This window comes from Azohydromonas australica DSM 1124 (genome assembly GCF_000430725.1).
In the GTDB taxonomy this organism is placed as follows: domain Bacteria; phylum Pseudomonadota; class Gammaproteobacteria; order Burkholderiales; family Burkholderiaceae_C; genus Azohydromonas; species Azohydromonas australica.
In genome coordinates, this window is record NZ_AUMO01000032.1 from 25,580 (window position 1) to 42,297 (window position 16,718).

The following is a 16,718-nucleotide window of genomic DNA, read 5'->3' on the forward strand; positions in this document are numbered from 1 at the left end:
CGGGGGTGGTACTTCAAATCCTCAAACGCCCAGGTACTCCCGCAGCTTCTGGCTGTGCTGCGGCAGCTGGGCCTGGGTGAATTCCTCGATCACGCGGCCGTGCTCCATCACGAGGAACCGGTCCGCCAACGGGGCGGCGAAGCGGAAGTTCTGTTCCACCATCACGATGGTGTAGCCCTGGCGGCGCAGCGCCAGCACCATCTCAGCCAGCTTCTGCACGATCACCGGGGCCAGGCCTTCGGAAATCTCGTCGAGCAGCAGCAGCCGCGCACCGGTGCGCAGGATGCGCGCCACCGCCAGCATCTGCTGCTCGCCGCCCGAGAGCCGCGTGCCCTGGCTCGAAGCGCGCTCGCGCAGGTTGGGGAACATGGTGTAGATCTGCTCCACGCTCATGCCGCCCTTGGTGAGCACGGGCGGCAGCATCAGGTTCTCCTGCGTGGAGAGGCTGGAGAAGATGCCGCGCTCCTCGGGGCAGTAGCCCACGCCTAGCCGCGCGATACGGTGCGTGGGCATGGAAATGCTCTCGGCGCCGTGAACCTTGATCGAGCCCTTGCGGCTGCCCGTGAGGCCCATGATGGCGCGCAGCGTGGTCGTGCGCCCGGCGCCGTTGCGCCCCAGCAGCGTCACCACTTCGCCCTCGTCGACCGCGAAGTCCACGCCGTGCAGCACGTGCGACTCGCCGTACCAGGCGTGCAGGTCGCGCACCTCCAGCAAGCGCCGGCGCGTGCCGCCGGGCGCGGTGGCGGCCGCAGGGGCGGTGGTGGCGGGCTGCATGCCCGCGGACGGCAGCGGGGTGACCACGTCGGTGCGTTCCATCAGTGCGCTCCCTGCAGTTCGACGTTGGCGCTGCCCATGTAGGCCTCCACCACCGCCGGGTTGGCCGACACCTGCGCGTACGGCCCCTCGGCCAGCACAGCACCGCGCTGCAGCACCGTGATGGTGTCGGCGATGCTGGAGACCACGCTCATGTTGTGCTCCACCATCAGCACCGTGCGGTCGGCGGCCACCTTCTTGATGAGCTGGCGGATGCGGTCCACGTCCTCGATGCCCATGCCCTGCGTGGGCTCGTCCAGCAGCATCAGCCGCGGCTCCATCGCCAGCGTGGTGGCGATCTCCAGCGAGCGCTTGCGCCCGTAGCTCAGCTCCACCGCCGGCAGCTCGGCATAGCGCTGCAGGTCCACCGCATGCAGCAGCTCCATCGCGCGCTCGTTGAGCACATTGAGCGAGCGCTCGGAACGCCAGAACTGGAACGAGGGCCCCAGCTTCTTGCGCTGCAGCGCCACGCGCACGTTCTCCAGCACCGTGAGGTGCGGGAACACGGCCGAGATCTGGAAGGAGCGGATCACGCCGCGGCGCGCCACCTGCGCCGGCGCCTCGCGGGTGATGTCCTCGCCCTCGAAGAAGATGCGTCCCGAGCTGGGCTGCAGGAACTTGGTGAGCAGGTTGAAGCAGGTGGTCTTGCCTGCGCCGTTGGGGCCGATCAGCGCGTGGATCGTGCCGCGGCGCACGCGCAGGTTGACCTTGTTGACCGCGACAAAGCCTTTGAACTCACGGGTAAGGTCCTGGGTTTCCAGGATGTATTCGCCGCTCATGCGCCGACTCCTTGCTTGTCGATGTCCGGACGAGCCGGCGGCACCGAGCCGCCCAGCCGCTGCGTGAGCTCGCGCGCCGTGCCCAACACCACTTCCAGGTGCCGCGCACTGGCATCGGTGCCGAGCATGCTCTTGTTGATGCACACGCCCACGCCGGCCACGGCCTGGCCCGAGGCATCGAACACCGCCGCGCCCATGCAGTACACGCCCTCGCGCACGCCTTCGTCGTCGATGCTGTAGCCGCGCTCGCGCGTGACACGCAGCTCGCGCTTGAGCGCCGCGCGCGTGAGCGGTCCCTTGCCCGACATGCGCGGCAACGGGTCGGTCGTGAAGAGCTGCGCCAGCCGCTCCGGGCTCTGGTGCGCCAGCATCGCCTTGCCCGTGGCAGCCAGATGCGCTGGCAACCTCATGCCTACGGTGAAGGCCAGACCCAACGGACGCCGCCCGGGACGCGCCGCCACGTACACCACCTCGGTGCCGTCGAGCACCGAGAGGATGATGGTCTCATCGTGCGCGCCGCCGGCCGCGGCTTTCCACAGCGCGTTGAACTCGTCCGTCACCTGCGTGCCGGCCACGAAGGCTTCGGCCAGCCCCATCACGCGCGCACCGATGAGAAAGGCGCCGTCGGGCTGGCGGCGCAGGTAGCCGAAGTTCAGCAGCGTGTTGCACAGCCCGTGCACGCTGCTCTTGGGATAGCCCAGCTCTGCCGCCAGCCGCGCCAGCGTCAGCGGCGTGCGCGACTGCGCGATGCGCTCCAGCAGCGTGAGTGCCCGCGCAACGGCCGGCACCAGCGGCACTTGCGGCAACGCTGCGTCACCCGTACTCAATGCCGCGGGACGAGCGGCGGCACGGCGCGCACGATTGGCGATGACGGCGGAGTTGTTCAACCGGCTGAATGCAATTCAATAGACGGAACCGGATAGTCCGCACTCGCCGCTTGCCTGTCATCAACGTCACCACCAAACCACGGGAATGTCCTGTTGGGGGAAACCCTGTCAACAACCTGTGTGCACGCGCGCTGCTTTCCACAGCTCTGCCGTGCCTTGCACATCCAGGTTGCGTGCGAAATCACACTGAGGGGGGATGCGAGTTCCCCCATCAAGGTGATGGCAGGTGCTTGCGGGCTGCGGCAGCCGGCCGCGCCCCGGTCACTGCGGGCTTGCCACGCGGTGCCGCGCGGCGCGCGGGCCTCAGCGGCTCCAGCAGTCCGACGGCGTGCGTACCGCGCTGCCGTGGCGCATCGTCACCGCCAGCGTGGTGCAGCCGCTGTCGCCGGCCTGGCTGCGGCCCGCCACGGCGACGGCCGTGACGGCATAGCCGGCGGCACCGGCATCGGACAGCGTCAAGGTGTAGTAGCCGCCCGCGCTAGCGGCGTTCAGGCCCAGCCCTTGCGGCGGTGGCGCGGCCAGCTCCGCCGCGTAGCCGGGATGGGCGCCGCGCCAGCGCTCCTGCGCCTGCTCCACCTGCATCAGCGCCACCACCGCGTCGGTGCGGCGGCTCTTGCGTACCTGCGCCATGTAGGAGGGGTAGGCCATGGCGGCCACCACCGCGGCAATGGCCAGAGCCACCACCGCTTCCACCAGCGTGAAGCCCGCGCCGGCAGGTCCTTTGGATGCGTTCGTGTGCGCCATCGCCGCAGTGTGTGCACGCATCGACGCGGCAGGTACGGCACGGGGCGCGCGGCCCCCCAGGCGTGCGTCAGTAGAACTTCGGGTCAGCCAATACGCGCAGCGGCGCGGACGCCGCGCCCGCGACCCGGGGCCCGCCGCCGTGGGCCGCAGCGCTCAGGACAGTTCGTCCAGCGCCGGACGCGCCAGGTGCGCGTCGTCGCTCCAGCCCACGAGCATGAAGCCTTGCGGCGTGTGCAGCAGCCGGTTGAGCGTGGCGTTGCCAACCTGCCAGGTGCGCGGCGCCTGCAGGTCCAGCCGCGTGGCGGCGCGGTAGAGGCAGTCGAGCACGCCGCCATGCGAGACCAGCGCGATCGACTGCCCCGGGTGGCGCGCCGCCAGCCGGGCCGCCGCCGTCACGCAGCGCTCGTAGAAGTCGTTCAGCGTTTCCCCGCCCTCGGGACCGAAGTCGGGATCGCGCCGCCGCCAGCGCAGGCTTTCTTCGGGCCAGCGCTGCTCGATCTCGTCGAAGCGCAGCCCCTCGAAGCGGCCGAACAGCCGCTCGCGCAGCCCCGGCTCGGCCTGCACCGGCAGTCCGGCGGCCTGCGCGAAGGGCATGGCGGTTTCGATGGCCCGCCCCAGGTCGCTGGCATAGATGGCGTGCAGCGGCTCGTCGGCCAGCGCCTGCGCCAGGCACCGGGCCTGCCAGCGCCCGTTGGCGTTGAGCGGGATGTCGGTGTGGCCCTGGATGCGCGTATCGGCGTTCCAGTCGGTTTCGCCGTGGCGGATGGCAATGATGCGGGTGGGTTCCAGGGGAATTCCTTTGCAGCGCAGGCTGCGCGGCGGCGCTCAGGGCTGCGTCAGCAGCCGGCGGTTGAGGGTGTAGGTGCCGCTGAAACGGGCTTCGGCCAGCACGTGGGCGGCCAGCGCCGCGCGCGCCTGTGCGCCGGTGAAGGCGCCTTCCACCGACAGCCGCGGCACCGACAGTGCGTAGAGGGTGAACACGTAATGGTGCACCAGCGCGTCGTTGAAGGGCGGAAAGGGCCCGTCATAGCCGAAATAGTTGCCGGCCATTTGCGCATCGCCGGCGAACCAGCCGGTGTAGTCGTTCAGGCCCTGGCGCGCGCCGTGCGGCGCCGCCGGCCCAGGCTTGCCGCGCGCCGTGAAGCCCTGGCTGAACTGGCCTTCGCCAATCGCGGTGAGCGTGGGCGGCAGGTCCACCAGCACCCAGTGGAAGAAGTCCACGCGCGGCAGCTCGGCGGGCACTTCCCGGTCGGGCTGGTTGACGTCGTCGCCGCGGCTGGGCACGTCCGGATCGTGGCAGACCAGCGCCAGCGAGCAGGTGCCTGCGGGCACGTCGCTCCAGGCCAGGTGTGGATTGACGTTGCCGGCAAAGCCGACGCCCTCGCCGTCGATGCGCCCGGCGGCGTAGCGCTCGGGAATGCGCGCGCCGTCGGTCCAGCTGTCGCTCCAGAGTTTCATGACGCTTCTCCTCGTTGTTCGATGCAAGGGAACCAGGGGGAACATGCGGGCGCCGCACGCCCTGCGGCACCGGGCCGGCCTGCAGGACGTGCGCGGCCATGCGCCACGCCGGGGCCGGTGCAGGCCCGGCGCAGCGCGGCTGCCGGGGCTACACGCCCCAGACGATCGGGTAACCCGCCGCCTGGGCGCGCTTCATCATTTCCACCAGCGGCCACACGCGCTGGCGCAGGCTGACGTTCTCGTGCGGGGGCAGCTGCCGCCCTTCGGCCGCGGCCTCCGCCTCGGCCTGCGCGCGCGCGGCCTCCTCCGCCGCGACCGCCTGCTCCAGCAGCTGGCGCAGCCGGGGCATGTCCTCCACCTCGAAGATGCCCTGGGCAGCGGGTTCGCGGCCCATGATCCGCAGCAGATGGTCCCCGTTGACGCCCAGCATCACCACGTCGCCCGTCGCCTTGGACTTGAACTTGTAGATCATCGCTTGGCCATGTAGTCGCGGTTGAAGGGATAGCTGGATTGTGCGCCGCGCATCGGGCCGGCGCTGACGTCGCCGCTGGGCCGGCTGGCCAGCATCTGGTGCAGCGACAGCCAACCCTGCTCGAAGCTCGCCGCACTGCCGGCCAGGTACAGCCGGTAGGCGCGCACCACGCGCTCGCCGGCCAGCTGCTCCGCCTGCCCGCGCCGCGCCTCCAGCGCGTCGGACCAGGCCCACAGCGTGCGCGCGTAGTGCGGGCGCAGGTTCTCGGTGTCGACCATCTCCAGCCCCGCGTCGGCCATCTCGCGCAGCACGTGCGACACGTGCAGCAGCTCGCCGCCGGGAAAGATGTAGCGGCCGATGAAGTCGCCGATGCCCGCGCCGAGCTGCCGGTTGCGTGTGCCGCCGGCAGTGATGCCGTGGTTCATCAGCAGCCCGCCGGGCTTGAGCAGGCGCTGGACCTTGGCGAAGTACACGGGCAGGTTGGCGCGTCCCACGTGCTCGAACATGCCTACCGAGGCGATCTTGTCGAAGGGCTCGTCCTCCGGCAGCGCACGGTAGTCCAGCAGCTCCATGCGCACGCGCCCGCGCAGCCCGCGCTCCTCGATCAACCGGTTGACGTGCGCGTGCTGGTTGCGCGAGAGCGTGATGCCGTGCGCGCGCACGCCGTAGTGCTCGGCCGCCCACAGCAGCAAGGCGCCCCAGCCCGCGCCGATGTCCAGGAAGCGCTCGCCCTCACGCAGCATGAGCTTGCGGCAGATGTGGTCGAGCTTGGCCTCCTGCGCCTGCGCCAGCGTCATGCCGTCGTCGCGGAAGTAGGCGCAGGAGTAGACCCGGCGCGGGTCCAGCCACAGCGCGTAGAAGTCGTCCGACACGTCGTAGTGGAACTGCACCTGGCGCGCATCGGCCGCGGGCGTGTGGCGCGACGCCAGCGCCCGGCCCGCATCCAGCAGCTCGCGCCAGGCGTGCAGCGGCGAGCGCAACTGGCGCCGCGTGGGGTCGCCCCCGATGAGCTGCACCGCCAGCCGCATCACGTCGCGCGGCGCGCCGCCGATGTCCAGGCGGCGCTCGACGTAGTCCTCCGCCACGCGCCCGATCTGGCCCGTGGCCAGGTCGGCCAGTGTGCGCAGGTCCTGCAGCGCCAGCGTCACGGCCGCCTGCAGCGGACCCAGCCGCCGCCCGCCGGGCAGGGTCACGGCCAGCGGCGGCTCCAGCGTGGAGATCTTGCGTTCAACCAGGGCTTCGATCGTCGTCGTCATGGCGCGCAGGGGAACTTCGTGGCGGGTGAAGTCCATCCTGGGAGAAAGCGCCGGGCACTGCAACGCATGCGCCATGCCATCCCACTCGCGCACGGGTGAAGTCGGCCCGCCCCCCGTTGGGGCCGGGCCACAGTGCGCGCCCGCGCAAAGCCCGGAAGCGCCAACAGGCGCGCGCCGACGGGGCGGCGCCTCCCGCCTCAGCCGATGAGCCGCTGCTGCAGCAGCTCCGGCTCCAGCGCCGGAGCCCACAGGTAGCCCTGCGCCTCGTGGCAACCCGCGTGCGCCAGGAAGTCGCGCTGCGCCTCGGTCTCCACGCCCTCGGCGATGACGTTGAGCTCCAGCGCCCGCGCCATCTGCACGATGGCGCGCACGATGGCGGCATCGCTCTCGTCGCCGGGCAGCCCGCGCACGAAGCCGCGGTCGATCTTGAGCTTGTCGATGGGAAAGCGCTTGAGGTAGGCCAGGCTGGAATAGCCGGTACCGAAGTCGTCCACCGCCAGCCCCACGCCCAGCCCGGCCAGCGCCTGCAGCCGCGACAGCGTCTCCTCCGCGTCGTGCAGCAGGATGCTCTCGGTGAGTTCCAGCGCCAGCAGCCGCGGCGGCAGCGACGCCGCCTCCAGCGCCGCCTGCACCTGGTCCACGAAATAAGGCTGCTGGAACTGCAGCGCCGAGACGTTGACCGCCACCGGCACCTCCCAGCCCAGACTCAGCCACTGCGCGGCCTGGCTCACCGCCTGGGTCAGCACCCACTCGCCGATGGCCACGATGAAGCCGCTGGCCTCGGCCACGGGGATGAACTCCGAGGGCGGGATGTCACAGCCGCGCTCGGAGTCGTGCCAGCGGATGAGCGCCTCCACGCCCATGAGCCGCCCGCTGGCCAGGTCGTGCTGCGGCTGGTAGGCCAAGCGAAAGCGCTTGCTCGCCAGCGCCAGCCGCATGGCGTGGTCCAGCCGGATGCGCGAGCGCGCATCCAGCGGCTGCTGCACCGGCAGGTGCAGCCGGTAGCCCGCGCGGCCGCCGGCCTTGGTGCGCTGCATGGCGTTCTCGGCATGGCGCAGCAGGTCGTCGGCGGAGACGCCGTCGATGGGATGCACGGCGATGCCGATGCTGCAGGTGAGCGTGAACTCCGAGCCGTCGAGCGTGAGTGGCCGTGCCACGGCCTCCAGCACACGGGCTGCGGCCAGCTCCGCGCCGTGCGTGTCGCAGCCGCGCACCAGCAGCGCGAACTGGTCGCCGCCCAGCCGCGCCACCATGTCGCCCTCGGGCACGCCCTGCTGCAGCCGGTCGCGCATCTCGCACAGCACGCGGTCGCCGCCCTGGTGGCCGAGGCTGTCGTTGACGTGCTTGAAGTGGTCCAGGTCCAGCACCAGCACGGCGAAGTGCTCGCCGCCGGGCAGCGCGTCGGCGGTGGCGCGCGCCACCGCGTCGGCGAACTGGGCGCGGTTGGCCAGCCCGGTGAGCGCGTCGGTGCTGGCCAGGCGCTCGATGCGCTGGTCGGCGGCGATGCGCTCGCTCAGGTCGCGGAAGGAGAACACCCGCCCGATGGGGCGGCCGTTGACCCACTGCGGCAACGTCACGCGCTCGACCACCTGGCCCGAGCGCAGCCGCAGCCGGTCGCTGGCCTGCATTAGCACCGCCTCGCGCACCGCGTCCAGCCGCTGCTGGTAGCGCACCGGGTCGTTGACGCTGCGGCGCATCCAGTCGTAGACGGCGGCGTCGTTGCCGTCGTGCAGCAGCGCCTCGGGCAGTGCCCAGATCTGCGCGAAGCGTCGGTTGAAACTGCGGATGCGCCCGGCCAAGTCAGTGACGAGGATGCCGTCGGCAGTGGACTCCAGCGTGGCGCGCAGCTGCGCCAGCAGCTGCTCGCGCTCCTGTTCGGCCTGGCGCTGCGCGCTGTGGTCCTGCAGCGCCACCATGTACAGCCGCGGCGGCAGCGGGCGGATGCGCCGCGTGAGGTAGAGCGTGGTGCCGTCGGCGCGCTGTAGCAGCGTCTGCGAGCTCAGCTCGGTGGCGGAGGTCAGCGGCTCGGCGGCGGCCTCGACCCAGAAGGCGAAGTCCTCCGGTGTGGGCAGCAGCGTGCCGGCGCCGGCGCCCAGCACCTGCGCGCGCGGCAGTCCCAGCATCTGCAGCGCCGCCTCGTTGACGGCGCACACCCGCTGCGTGTCGGCCTGCACCAGCCACACCGCCTCGTTGAGGTTCTCGATCAGCAGCGTCCAGGCCGCCAGCAGGCCCGCGCCCTCGCCTTCCTCGCCGGCCAGCAGCGCGAGTGCCTCGGCCGCCGTCCGCTGCGGGGCCACGGCCCGCGCGGCCGGCACCTCGGACTCCACGACCACGCCCGGCCGGCCTGGGGCGGCCACGTCCCGGGTCGGGCTGCACGGCTGCGGACCGCGTGCCTTCATGCACGCCGCTCCGGTACCAGCGGCGCCGGGCCCGCGTCGAAGAACCAGGCCACGCGCTGGTGCGGGCAGAGGTACTGCTGCACCTCGCGCGGCAGCAGCGCCGGCTTGAGGCTGCGCCGGATGCCCAGCCCCGGCGCGTGCTCCAGGTCCAGCACCGTTGCCTCTTCGCGCGGCACGCTCGGGTCGAACACCAGCACCCGCGGCTTGAGCGGGCGCGCGGCGTTGACGCCGCTTACCAGCGCGTAGCGCTCGTCGGTGAGCTGCACCACCGAGCCCGGCGGGTACACGCCCATCATGCGCACGAAGGCGCTCACCAGCTGCTGGTCGTACTTGGTCTGGCTCTGCGTGAACAGCAGCGACAACGCCTCGTGCGGCGTGAGCGCATTGGCCGGCAGCGGCGGGTTGCACAGGTTGTCGTAGCGGTTGACGAGGCCGACGATGCGCGCGGCCTGGGTCAGCCGCGCCAGCTCCATCTGCTGCGGGAAGCCGCTGCCGTCGGCCAGCTCGTGGTGCTGGCCGATCACCAGCATCACCTGCGCGCTCAGTCCCATGCGGCGCCCGTGCAGCACGCCCAGCGCCACGTGCTCGCGGTAGAGCTTGAGCTCGGCCGGGGTGAACTGCTCATCAAGCGTGCGCATACGCTCGGGCAGGTACACCTTGCCGATGTCGTGCAGCAGTGCGCCCAGCCCCAGCACCTGCAACTCGGACTCGGGCAGGTTCAGCAGCCGCCCCAGCAGCAGCGAGATCACGGTCACGTTGAGCGCATGCGCCGAGCTGCGGTCGCCCGCGCCCTCGGTGAGCAGCCGGATGCAGCTCTCGGGGTCGCCCAGCATGCGCTGCAGCAGTTCGCTGGTGAGCGCCTCGGTGCGCTGGCGCGCCGCCACGGGGTCGCCCGCGCGCAGCAGCTCGCTGGCCTCGCGCAGGCCGCGGATGGCGTCGCCGTAGCAGCGCTCGCACTGCTGCTGGGCTGCGCGCTGCGCCGCCAGCAGCTGGCGCCGCTGGCGCCGTGCCACCTCCTCGGGACTCAGGGCCGCCGCAGGCGCCGTGGCGGCAGCGGCCGCCTGCGGCTCGGCATCGGCCGTGTCACCGGCGTCCACCTCGGCCGCGGACGCGCCTTGCGCCTCCTGCGCCGCCGGGTCCACGCCCTCCTGCGGCACGGCGGCTTCCGGCGGGGGCTCCGTGGCCTCGTCCTCGATCTCGTCCGGGTCGCTACCCATGGCGGCAGCGGCGGACGCCCCGGGGCGGGGCAGCACGCTGCGCAGCGGATCCCAGCGCACGCGCTGCAGGCCCAGCCCGCGGATGGTGTCGATCTGCGCCTCGCTGCTGATGACGAAGCTGCTCCGCGGGAACGGGTGCGAGATCCAGCTCAGGTCAAGCTGGACGTACATGCCCGGCCGCAGGTCGCGGACGTCGATGGTTTGGAGAGACGACATCAGATTCACCACGCCGACAGCCGTCGCGCGGCGTGCGCGCCAGCCGCTGAGCGTTTTCAGCTATGTCGTCTTTGTCGGCTGCGGCGGCCCCGACTTAAGCCCTGGCGGCGTTCAACGCTGAATACGTGTGGACAAAACGATGGCCGACGTGGTGCGTTCCACGCCCTGCAGCGCGCCGATGCGGTCGATGAGCGCGTCGAGCTCGCCGATGGAGGCGGCCGAAAGCACGGCGATGAAGTCGAAGGGACCGCTCACTGAATGCAGCAGCCGCAGCTGCGGCACGCGGCGCAGCGCCGCCTCGATGGCGCCGCCCTGCTTCGGTGCGGCCGTGATCAGCACGTGCGCCTGCACCATCGGGCCTTCAGCCTCCTCGTCCACCACCACCGTGTAGCCCGCCACCACGCGGCGGCGCTCCAGGCGCTGCAGCCGGCTCTGCACCGTGGTGCGCGACAGCCCCAGCCGCCGCCCCAGCTCGGTGGTGCTGGCGCGGGCGTTCTCGCGCAGCAGCGCCAGCAGTGCGCGGTCGGTGTCGTCGAGCTCGGCCATGTGCCGAATCTATACGGCAAAACGCCGAAACGGCGTCAGCGTTTCGTCGCCTTGTGGGCTGCCTGCTGCGGCGCAAGCGGCCACGATGTCCACACAACCCGTCAAGGAGGACGCGCGATGAAGGACGTTCTGGTACTGGGTGCCGGCCGTGTCGGCAAGGTCGCGGCGCAGTTGCTGGCCGACTCGGGCGACTACCGCGTGACGCTGGCCGACCGCAGCCCCGGCGCGCTGCAGGACTTCGGCCCCGCCTCGCTGCGCCGGCACACGCTGCAGGTGGATGCGGCCGATCCCGCGGCGCTGGCGGCGGCGCTGCAGGGCCGCTTCGCGGTGCTCAACGCCTTTCCCTTCGACTGCGCCGCCACGGTGGCCGAGGCCGCGCGCGCGCAGGGCGTGCACTACTTGGACCTGACCGAGGACGTGGCGGCCACGCGCCGCATCAAGGCGCTCGCCGCGGACGCCGCCACCGCCTTCATCCCGCAATGCGGCCTCGCGCCGGGCTTCGTCTCCATCGCCGGGGCCGACCTGGCGCGGCGCTTCGAGCGCCTGGAGAGCCTGCGCCTGCGCGTGGGCGCCCTGCCGCTCTACCCCAGCAACGCGCTGGACTACAACCTGACCTGGAGCACCGAGGGGCTGATCAACGAGTACATCCAGCCCTGCGAGGCCATCGTCGAGGGGCACCGCGCCGAGGTGGCAGCGCTGGAGGGGGTGGAGCAGTTCAGCCTGGACGGCGTGCGCTACGAGGCCTTCAACACCTCCGGCGGCCTGGGCACGCTGTGCGAGAGCTTCGAGGGCCGCGTGCGCGAGCTCAACTACCGCAGCATCCGCTACCCCGGCCACGGCCAACTCATGAAGGCGCTGCTCAACGACCTGCGGCTGCGCGAGCGCCCGGCGCTGCTCAAGGAGATCTTCGAGCACGCCATTCCCGCCACGGCCCAGGACGTGGTGGTGATCTTCGTCACCGCCACCGGCTGGCGCGACGGCTGGCTGACGCAGCACAGCCTCTCGCGCCGGGTGCTGGGCCGCTGGAGCGGCAGCGAGCCGCGCAGCGCCATCCAGATCACCACCGCCGGCAGCGCCTGCGCGGTGCTGGACCTGCTGGCGCAAGGGCGCCTGCCGCAGAAAGGCTTCATCCGCCAGGAGCAGGTCGCGCTGGACGACTTCCTCGCCAACCGCTTCGGCAGCGTCTACGCCGACCCGGCCGGCGACGGCCAGGCGCCCGGGACGCCCTCGCCGCTGCCGCTGGCGGCCTAAAGCGCTCCCCTGCGCCGACCCCAAGGCGGCCGTCCCGGTGCGGACGGTCGCATTTTTTCGTGCCGCCGCCTTGACATAAGGCATGTGCGCATAGCGCACAAACCCGCCGCGCGCTTGACGACAGTGAAGAACGGAATGCCTACATTCCGTTGGCTGAATCGCACCCGACGCCGGCCTACAGAACCCGGCGCAACCCCTGGAGACAAGCCATGGCCGCCCGCCGGTCCCCCACCACTGCCGCCGCATCCAGCGCGCCCGACGAGACGGTCGAGCCGCAGGGCACGCCCGCGCGGCAGCGGGACCTGGTGGCCGGGCTGGACAAGGGGCTGCAGGTGATCGAGGCCTTCGACCAGGAGCGCCCGCGGCTGACCATCAGCGAGGTGGCGGCGCGCACCGGCCTCACGCGCGCCGCGGCGCGGCGCTACCTGCTGACGCTGTGCCACCTCGGCTTCGCCAGCCAGGACCGCAACCTCTTCGCCCTCACCGCCAAGGTGCTGCGCCTCTCGCAGAGCTACATGCACTCGGCGCGGCTGCCGCGCATCGTGCAGCCCGAGCTGATGAAGCTTTCGCGCGAACTCAAGGAAGCCTCCTCGGCCGGCGTGCTCGACGGTAGCGACGTGCTGTGCGTGGCCGCCACCAGCGCCGGGCGCGTGATCTCCAGCACCCTGCAGCCCGGCACCCGCGTGCCCGCCTGGTGCACCGCCAACGGCCGCGTGCTGCTGGCCGCGTGGCCGCAGGACGCCGTGCAGGCCTGGATCGCGCAGCAGGCGCTGCAGCCGCGCACACCCCAGACCTTGACCGACCCGCAGCGCCTGGCCGCCGAGATCGAGCAGGTGCGCGAGCGCGGCCATGCGGCGGTGGACCAGGAGTTCGAGCCGGGGCTGCGCACGGTGTCGGTGCCGTTGCTGAATTTCCGCGGCGAGACGGTGGCCGCGCTCAACGTCAGCGTCCATGCCTCGCGCATGGAGATGGACGAGCTCCAGGAGGCGGCATTGCCGCCGTTGCGCCAGGCGCAGGTGCACCTGCGCCAGATCCTTTGACCCCCGCGCGGCTGCCCTTCCCGCCCGCGCCCTTCCCCCGAGACAGAGACTGAAGGAGACAAGACCATGACTCATTCCCTCCGCACCCAGGTCGCCATCGTCGGCGCCGGCCCCTCGGGCCTGCTGCTGGGCGCGCTGCTGCACAAGGCCGGCGTGGACGCCGTGGTCATCGAGCAGCGCAGCGCCGACTACGTGCTGGGCCGCATCCGTGCCGGCGTGCTGGAGCAGGTGACGGTCGACCTGCTGGACGAGGCCGGCGTGGGCGAGCGCATGCACGCCGAGGGACTGCCGCACGACGGCTTCGAGATCTCCTTCGGCGACCGCATCCACCACATCGACCTGCACGCCCTCACCGGCAAGCGCGTGATGGTCTACGGCCAGACCGAGGTCACGCGCGACCTGATGCAGGCCCGCGCCGCCGCCGGGCTGCAGACCTTCTACGAGTCGCAGGGGGTGAGCATCCACGGCTTCGACACCGACAAGCCCTGCGTGCGCTTCACCGGCACCGACGGGCAGCCGGTGGAAGTGCAGGCCGACTTCATCGCCGGCTGCGACGGCTTCCACGGCGTGTGCCGCGCCAGCGTGCCGGCGGAGTCGATCACGAACTTCGAGAAGGTGTACCCGTTCGGCTGGCTGGGCATCCTGGCCGACGTGGCGCCGGTGTCGCACGAGCTGATCTACGCCAGCTCCGAGCAGGGCTTCGCGCTGTGCAGCATGCGCAGCAAGACGCGCAGCCGCTATTACGTGCAGTGCTCGCTGGCGGACCACGCCGATGCCTGGAGCGACGAGGCCTTCTGGGCCGAACTCAAGCGCCGGCTGCCGGCGCACGTGGCGGCCAACGTGACCACCGGGCCCTCGATCGAGAAGAGCATCGCCCCGCTGCGCAGCTTCGTGGCCGAGCCCATGCGCTTCGGGCGGCTGTTCCTGGCCGGCGACGCCGCGCACATCGTGCCGCCCACCGGCGCCAAGGGCCTGAACCTGGCGGCCACGGACGTGGGTTACCTGGCGCGCGGCCTGGCCGAGTTCTACCGCGGCTCCGAGGCAGGCATCGACAGCTACTCTGAGCGCTGCCTGCGCCGCATCTGGAAGGCCGAGCGCTTCAGCTGGTGGTTCACCACGCTGATGCACAAGCTGCCGGAGAACGGGGCCTTCGGCGCGCGCATCCAGCAGGCGGAGCTGGACTACCTGACCGGCTCCGAGGCGGCGCAGCGCGCGCTGGCGGAGAACTACGTCGGTCTGCCGATGGAGGACTGAGCCCCGGCCCAGCGGCCACAATGGCGACGGGCGCCCTTGCGGCGCCCGTTTTTTCATTGCCGTTCCCCCACCACCGGAGACTTCTCGTGATCCTCGAACTGGTTGACATCCGCATCCACCCCGGCCAGCAGGCCGCCTTCGACGAGGCGGTGCAGCGCGGGCTTTCCACCGTGATCGGGCCCTTCCCCGGCTGCCGCGGCTGGAAGGTGAACAAGGGCATCGAGTCGGCCGAGCGCTATGTGGTGCAGATCTTCTGGGACACGCTGGAGGACCACACCGTGCATTTCCGCGGCTCCGAGGCCTTCGCCGCCTGGCGCGCCATCGTCGGCCCGTTCTTCGCGCAGCCGCCGGCCGTGGAGCATTTCGAGTTCGTGGGCAAGAGCGAGGGCTGAGGCCCCGCCGCGGTGAAGGTTCAGCCCTTCACCGCCCCCGCCAGCCACAGCAGCCCCGGCGACAGCACCAGCAGCGCCAGCGTGGAAACCAGCACGCCGCCCGCGGCGGTCTCGCCGTGGGGGGTGAGGCGGTCGGCGTAGAGGTAGCTCGCCACCGCCACCGGCATCGCCAGCTGGATCAGCATCACGCCCGCGGCCATGGGCGGCAGGCCCATGAGCAGGCCCACCAGCAGCCCCGAGAGCGTGCCCGCCGCCAGGCGGATGGAGCCCAGCCACGCTCCCTGGCGCAGCCCGCCGTGCGACACCGTCACCAGCGCGTAGCCCAGGCTCAGCAGCATCAGCGGCACCGTCATCGAGCCCACCAGGCGGGCGCTCTCCAGCACCGGCGCCGGCACGGACAAACCGCTCCAGCGCAGCGCCACGGCCGCGGCCACGGCGAAGACCACGCCGCGCGGCATGCAGGTGCGCTGCGGCGACGAGCGCGAGAGGATCCACACCGCCACCGTGTGCTGAACCATCGACGTGATGGCGAAGGCCGCCACTGCGATGGCCAGCCCCTCCGCGCCGAAGGCCAGCTGCGCCATCGGCAGCCCCAGGTTGCCGGCGTTGGGCAGCACCGCCGCCGGCAGCAGCGCGAGCACCGGCAGCTTCAGCAGCCGCAGCGCCAGCGCCGCCATGGCTCCGGCCAGCACGAAGCCCAGCACCGTCGCCGCCCCGGCCTGCAGCAGCGCCTGGCCCGACAGCGGCGTGCTCAGCAGCGTGTGGAACACCAGCGCTGGCGTGGCGAAGTTGGCGGCCAGCACCGAGATGAACTCGCCCGGAAAGGGCTTCTTCTTCCAGGCCCAGAACGAGCCCACCGAGGCACAGGCCACCACCGGCAGCAGCAGCGCTGCCATGCGCAGGTAGAGGGTCAGGCCGTCGAGGAGGGTCATGCGGGGAACACAGCGGGCGGGCGATGGACGGAAGCCGTCCGCTCGACGGCAGGAAACCGGGCGACGGAAGCCGGCGCGATGTTGGCCGAAGTCGACCCTGCTCCCGCTGTGGTCAACGCGTACCGCGCCCCGTGCCACCGGGCCCACAAAGCAAAACGCCAGCCGGTGAGGGCTGGCGTCTGACGTTTGGTGGCCAAGGGCGGAATCGAACCACCGACACGCGGATTTTCAATCCGCTGCTCTACCAACTGAGCTACTTGGCCGTGAAGCTGCGCATTCTATCAATGCTTTTTGAAAGTTTGCAAGCTTTTTTGATGAATCTGCTTCTGGACCGTTTTTGGAGCCGGTTCCGGCCCCCGTTCAGGTCCCGCCGCGCTTGTTGCGCGAGAGGTCCACGCCGAGCTGCTTGAGCTTGCGGTAGAGGTGCGTGCGCTCCAGGCCGGTCTTCTCGGCCACACGGGTCATGGAGCCGTTCTCCTTGGCCAAGTGGAACTCGAAGTAGGTCTTCTCGAAGGCATCGCGCGCCTCGCGCAGCGGGCGGTCGAGCTCGAAGCTGAACTCGCTGCTGAGCGTGTTGCCTATGTGGTTCAGCGCCGGCATGCCGAAGCCGGCAGTGCCGGCGCTGTCGGGCGCGGCGTCGCTGAAGCCCGGCGCCGCGGCCGGGCCCGCGTTGGGCGTGGGCTTGGCCAGGCCCTGCTCCACCGCGCGCAGCAGCTTCTGCAGCGTGATGGGCTTTTCCAGGAACGCCATCGCGCCGAAGCGCGTGGCCTCGACGGCGGTGTCGATGGTGCCGTGGCCGCTCATCATGATCACGGGCATGCTGAGCTGGCCGTTGCTGCCCCATTCCTTGAGCAGCGTGATGCCGTCGACGTCGGGCATCCAGATGTCCAGAAGCACGAGGTCGGGACGCATCCGCTCTCTGTACCCACGGGCCTGGGCGGCGTTTTCGGCCAGTTCGACCGTGTGCCCTTCGTCCGTCAGGATTTCCGACAGCAGGGCGCGGATGCCCAGTTCGTCGTCAACAACAAGGATGGTCGCCATGGATGCTCGGTGCGCTCGGCC

At 71.2% G+C, this 16,718-nt stretch carries 17 protein-coding genes and 1 tRNA gene; 4 read left to right on the forward strand and 14 right to left on the reverse strand.

From position 1 onward, the window contains the following. Positions 1 to 21: 21 nt before the first annotated feature. The 11 genes from H537_RS0104065 to H537_RS0104115 all read right to left on the reverse strand — a co-directional run bounded on the left by H537_RS0104065 (position 22) and on the right by H537_RS0104115 (position 10,787). Entirely contained in the window at positions 22 to 774 is a 753-nt protein-coding gene (locus H537_RS0104065) for an ABC transporter ATP-binding protein (RefSeq protein ID WP_051241860.1), read from the reverse strand. A 41-nt stretch (positions 775 to 815) separates the two neighbouring features. Continuing rightward, on the reverse strand, positions 816 to 1,592 hold the full coding sequence (locus H537_RS0104070; RefSeq protein ID WP_028996870.1) for an ABC transporter ATP-binding protein: 777 nt from the start codon (positions 1,590 to 1,592) through the stop codon (positions 816 to 818). After that, the gene (locus tag H537_RS41085) at positions 1,589 to 2,479 is read right to left on the reverse strand and encodes an IclR family transcriptional regulator (protein ID WP_238446599.1); all 891 of its coding nucleotides are present in this window, start codon (positions 2,477 to 2,479) and stop codon (positions 1,589 to 1,591) included. Before H537_RS41085 ends, H537_RS0104070 begins: the two co-directional genes overlap by 4 nt. Positions 2,480 to 2,782: 303 nt before the next feature. Further along, on the reverse strand, positions 2,783 to 3,223 hold the full coding sequence (locus tag H537_RS0104080) for a type IV pilin protein (protein WP_028996871.1): 441 nt from the start codon (positions 3,221 to 3,223) through the stop codon (positions 2,783 to 2,785). A gap of 153 nt (positions 3,224 to 3,376) precedes the next feature. After that, on the reverse strand, positions 3,377 to 4,012 hold the full coding sequence (locus tag H537_RS0104085; protein ID WP_051241785.1) for a histidine phosphatase family protein: 636 nt from the start codon (positions 4,010 to 4,012) through the stop codon (positions 3,377 to 3,379). Positions 4,013 to 4,048: 36 nt separating this feature from the next. Next, positions 4,049 to 4,681: a YbhB/YbcL family Raf kinase inhibitor-like protein gene (locus H537_RS0104090; protein ID WP_028996873.1), complete on the reverse strand. Its 633-nt coding sequence runs from the start codon at positions 4,679 to 4,681 to the stop codon at positions 4,049 to 4,051. A gap of 148 nt (positions 4,682 to 4,829) precedes the next feature. Further along, on the reverse strand, positions 4,830 to 5,153 hold the full coding sequence (locus tag H537_RS0104095; RefSeq protein WP_028996874.1) for a DUF1840 domain-containing protein: 324 nt from the start codon (positions 5,151 to 5,153) through the stop codon (positions 4,830 to 4,832). Beyond that, entirely contained in the window at positions 5,150 to 6,409 is a 1,260-nt protein-coding gene (locus H537_RS0104100; protein WP_028996875.1) for a class I SAM-dependent methyltransferase, read from the reverse strand. The genes H537_RS0104095 and H537_RS0104100 overlap by 4 nt, the downstream gene beginning before the upstream one ends. A 197-nt stretch (positions 6,410 to 6,606) precedes the next feature. Continuing rightward, the gene (locus H537_RS0104105) at positions 6,607 to 8,808 is read right to left on the reverse strand and encodes a putative bifunctional diguanylate cyclase/phosphodiesterase (protein WP_084150420.1); all 2,202 of its coding nucleotides are present in this window, start codon (positions 8,806 to 8,808) and stop codon (positions 6,607 to 6,609) included. Then, positions 8,805 to 10,241, reverse strand: a complete 1,437-nt coding sequence (locus H537_RS0104110; protein ID WP_028996877.1) for a cyclic di-GMP phosphodiesterase — start codon at positions 10,239 to 10,241, stop codon at positions 8,805 to 8,807. Before H537_RS0104110 ends, H537_RS0104105 begins: the two co-directional genes overlap by 4 nt. Positions 10,242 to 10,352: 111 nt before the next feature. Further along, positions 10,353 to 10,787: an Lrp/AsnC family transcriptional regulator gene (locus H537_RS0104115; RefSeq protein WP_043458181.1), complete on the reverse strand. Its 435-nt coding sequence runs from the start codon at positions 10,785 to 10,787 to the stop codon at positions 10,353 to 10,355. 117 nt (positions 10,788 to 10,904) lie between these two features. On the opposite strand from H537_RS0104115, the gene H537_RS41090 reads away from it, so the two are divergent. From H537_RS41090 to H537_RS0104135, 4 genes are all read left to right on the forward strand, one after another. After that, complete coding sequence (locus H537_RS41090) at positions 10,905 to 12,038, forward strand: saccharopine dehydrogenase family protein (RefSeq protein ID WP_051241789.1); 1,134 nt, start codon at positions 10,905 to 10,907, stop codon at positions 12,036 to 12,038. Between the two features lie 209 nt (positions 12,039 to 12,247). Then, positions 12,248 to 13,078 carry an IclR family transcriptional regulator domain-containing protein gene (locus H537_RS0104125; RefSeq protein ID WP_028996879.1) on the forward strand — a complete coding sequence of 277 codons (831 nt, stop codon included), beginning with the start codon at positions 12,248 to 12,250 and terminating at the stop codon, positions 13,076 to 13,078. Between the two features lie 66 nt (positions 13,079 to 13,144). After that, a complete protein-coding gene (pobA, locus tag H537_RS0104130; RefSeq protein ID WP_028996880.1) occupies positions 13,145 to 14,332 on the forward strand; it encodes a 4-hydroxybenzoate 3-monooxygenase in 1,188 nt (395 codons plus the stop codon). Between the two features lie 86 nt (positions 14,333 to 14,418). Further along, positions 14,419 to 14,724: an antibiotic biosynthesis monooxygenase family protein gene (locus H537_RS0104135; RefSeq protein WP_028996881.1), complete on the forward strand. Its 306-nt coding sequence runs from the start codon at positions 14,419 to 14,421 to the stop codon at positions 14,722 to 14,724. Positions 14,725 to 14,744: 20 nt separating this feature from the next. Here the strand turns inward: H537_RS0104135 and H537_RS0104140 are convergent, their stop codons facing one another. The 3 genes from H537_RS0104140 to H537_RS0104150 form a co-directional block, all read right to left on the reverse strand. After that, positions 14,745 to 15,656: an AEC family transporter gene (locus H537_RS0104140; protein WP_051241793.1), complete on the reverse strand. Its 912-nt coding sequence runs from the start codon at positions 15,654 to 15,656 to the stop codon at positions 14,745 to 14,747. Between the two features lie 187 nt (positions 15,657 to 15,843). Then, positions 15,844 to 15,919 (reverse strand) — tRNA-Phe (locus H537_RS0104145). Between the two features lie 97 nt (positions 15,920 to 16,016). After that, entirely contained in the window at positions 16,017 to 16,697 is a 681-nt protein-coding gene (locus H537_RS0104150; RefSeq protein ID WP_028996883.1) for a response regulator, read from the reverse strand. Positions 16,698 to 16,718 lie beyond the last annotated feature (21 nt).

What these genes read in the sequence shown, in the direction of transcription:
- H537_RS0104065 (WP_051241860.1), bottom strand. Translation starts at nt 774, where the DNA reads ATGCAGCCCGCCACCACCGCCCCTGCGGCCGCCACCGCGCCCGGCGGC.
- H537_RS0104070 (WP_028996870.1), bottom strand. Translation starts at nt 1,592, where the DNA reads ATGAGCGGCGAATACATCCTGGAAACCCAGGACCTTACCCGTGAGTTC.
- H537_RS0104080 (WP_028996871.1), bottom strand. Translation starts at nt 3,223, where the DNA reads ATGGCGCACACGAACGCATCCAAAGGACCTGCCGGCGCGGGCTTCACG.
- H537_RS0104090 (WP_028996873.1), bottom strand. Translation starts at nt 4,681, where the DNA reads ATGAAACTCTGGAGCGACAGCTGGACCGACGGCGCGCGCATTCCCGAG.
- H537_RS0104095 (WP_028996874.1), bottom strand. Translation starts at nt 5,153, where the DNA reads ATGATCTACAAGTTCAAGTCCAAGGCGACGGGCGACGTGGTGATGCTG.
- H537_RS0104100 (WP_028996875.1), bottom strand. Translation starts at nt 6,409, where the DNA reads ATGACGACGACGATCGAAGCCCTGGTTGAACGCAAGATCTCCACGCTG.
- H537_RS0104105 (WP_084150420.1), bottom strand. Translation starts at nt 8,808, where the DNA reads ATGAAGGCACGCGGTCCGCAGCCGTGCAGCCCGACCCGGGACGTGGCC.
- H537_RS0104110 (WP_028996877.1), bottom strand. Translation starts at nt 10,241, where the DNA reads ATGTCGTCTCTCCAAACCATCGACGTCCGCGACCTGCGGCCGGGCATG.
- H537_RS0104115 (WP_043458181.1), bottom strand. Translation starts at nt 10,787, where the DNA reads ATGGCCGAGCTCGACGACACCGACCGCGCACTGCTGGCGCTGCTGCGC.
- H537_RS41090 (WP_051241789.1), top strand. Translation starts at nt 10,905, where the DNA reads ATGAAGGACGTTCTGGTACTGGGTGCCGGCCGTGTCGGCAAGGTCGCG.
- H537_RS0104125 (WP_028996879.1), top strand. Translation starts at nt 12,248, where the DNA reads ATGGCCGCCCGCCGGTCCCCCACCACTGCCGCCGCATCCAGCGCGCCC.
- pobA (WP_028996880.1), top strand. Translation starts at nt 13,145, where the DNA reads ATGACTCATTCCCTCCGCACCCAGGTCGCCATCGTCGGCGCCGGCCCC.
- H537_RS0104140 (WP_051241793.1), bottom strand. Translation starts at nt 15,656, where the DNA reads ATGACCCTCCTCGACGGCCTGACCCTCTACCTGCGCATGGCAGCGCTG.
- H537_RS0104150 (WP_028996883.1), bottom strand. Translation starts at nt 16,697, where the DNA reads ATGGCGACCATCCTTGTTGTTGACGACGAACTGGGCATCCGCGCCCTG.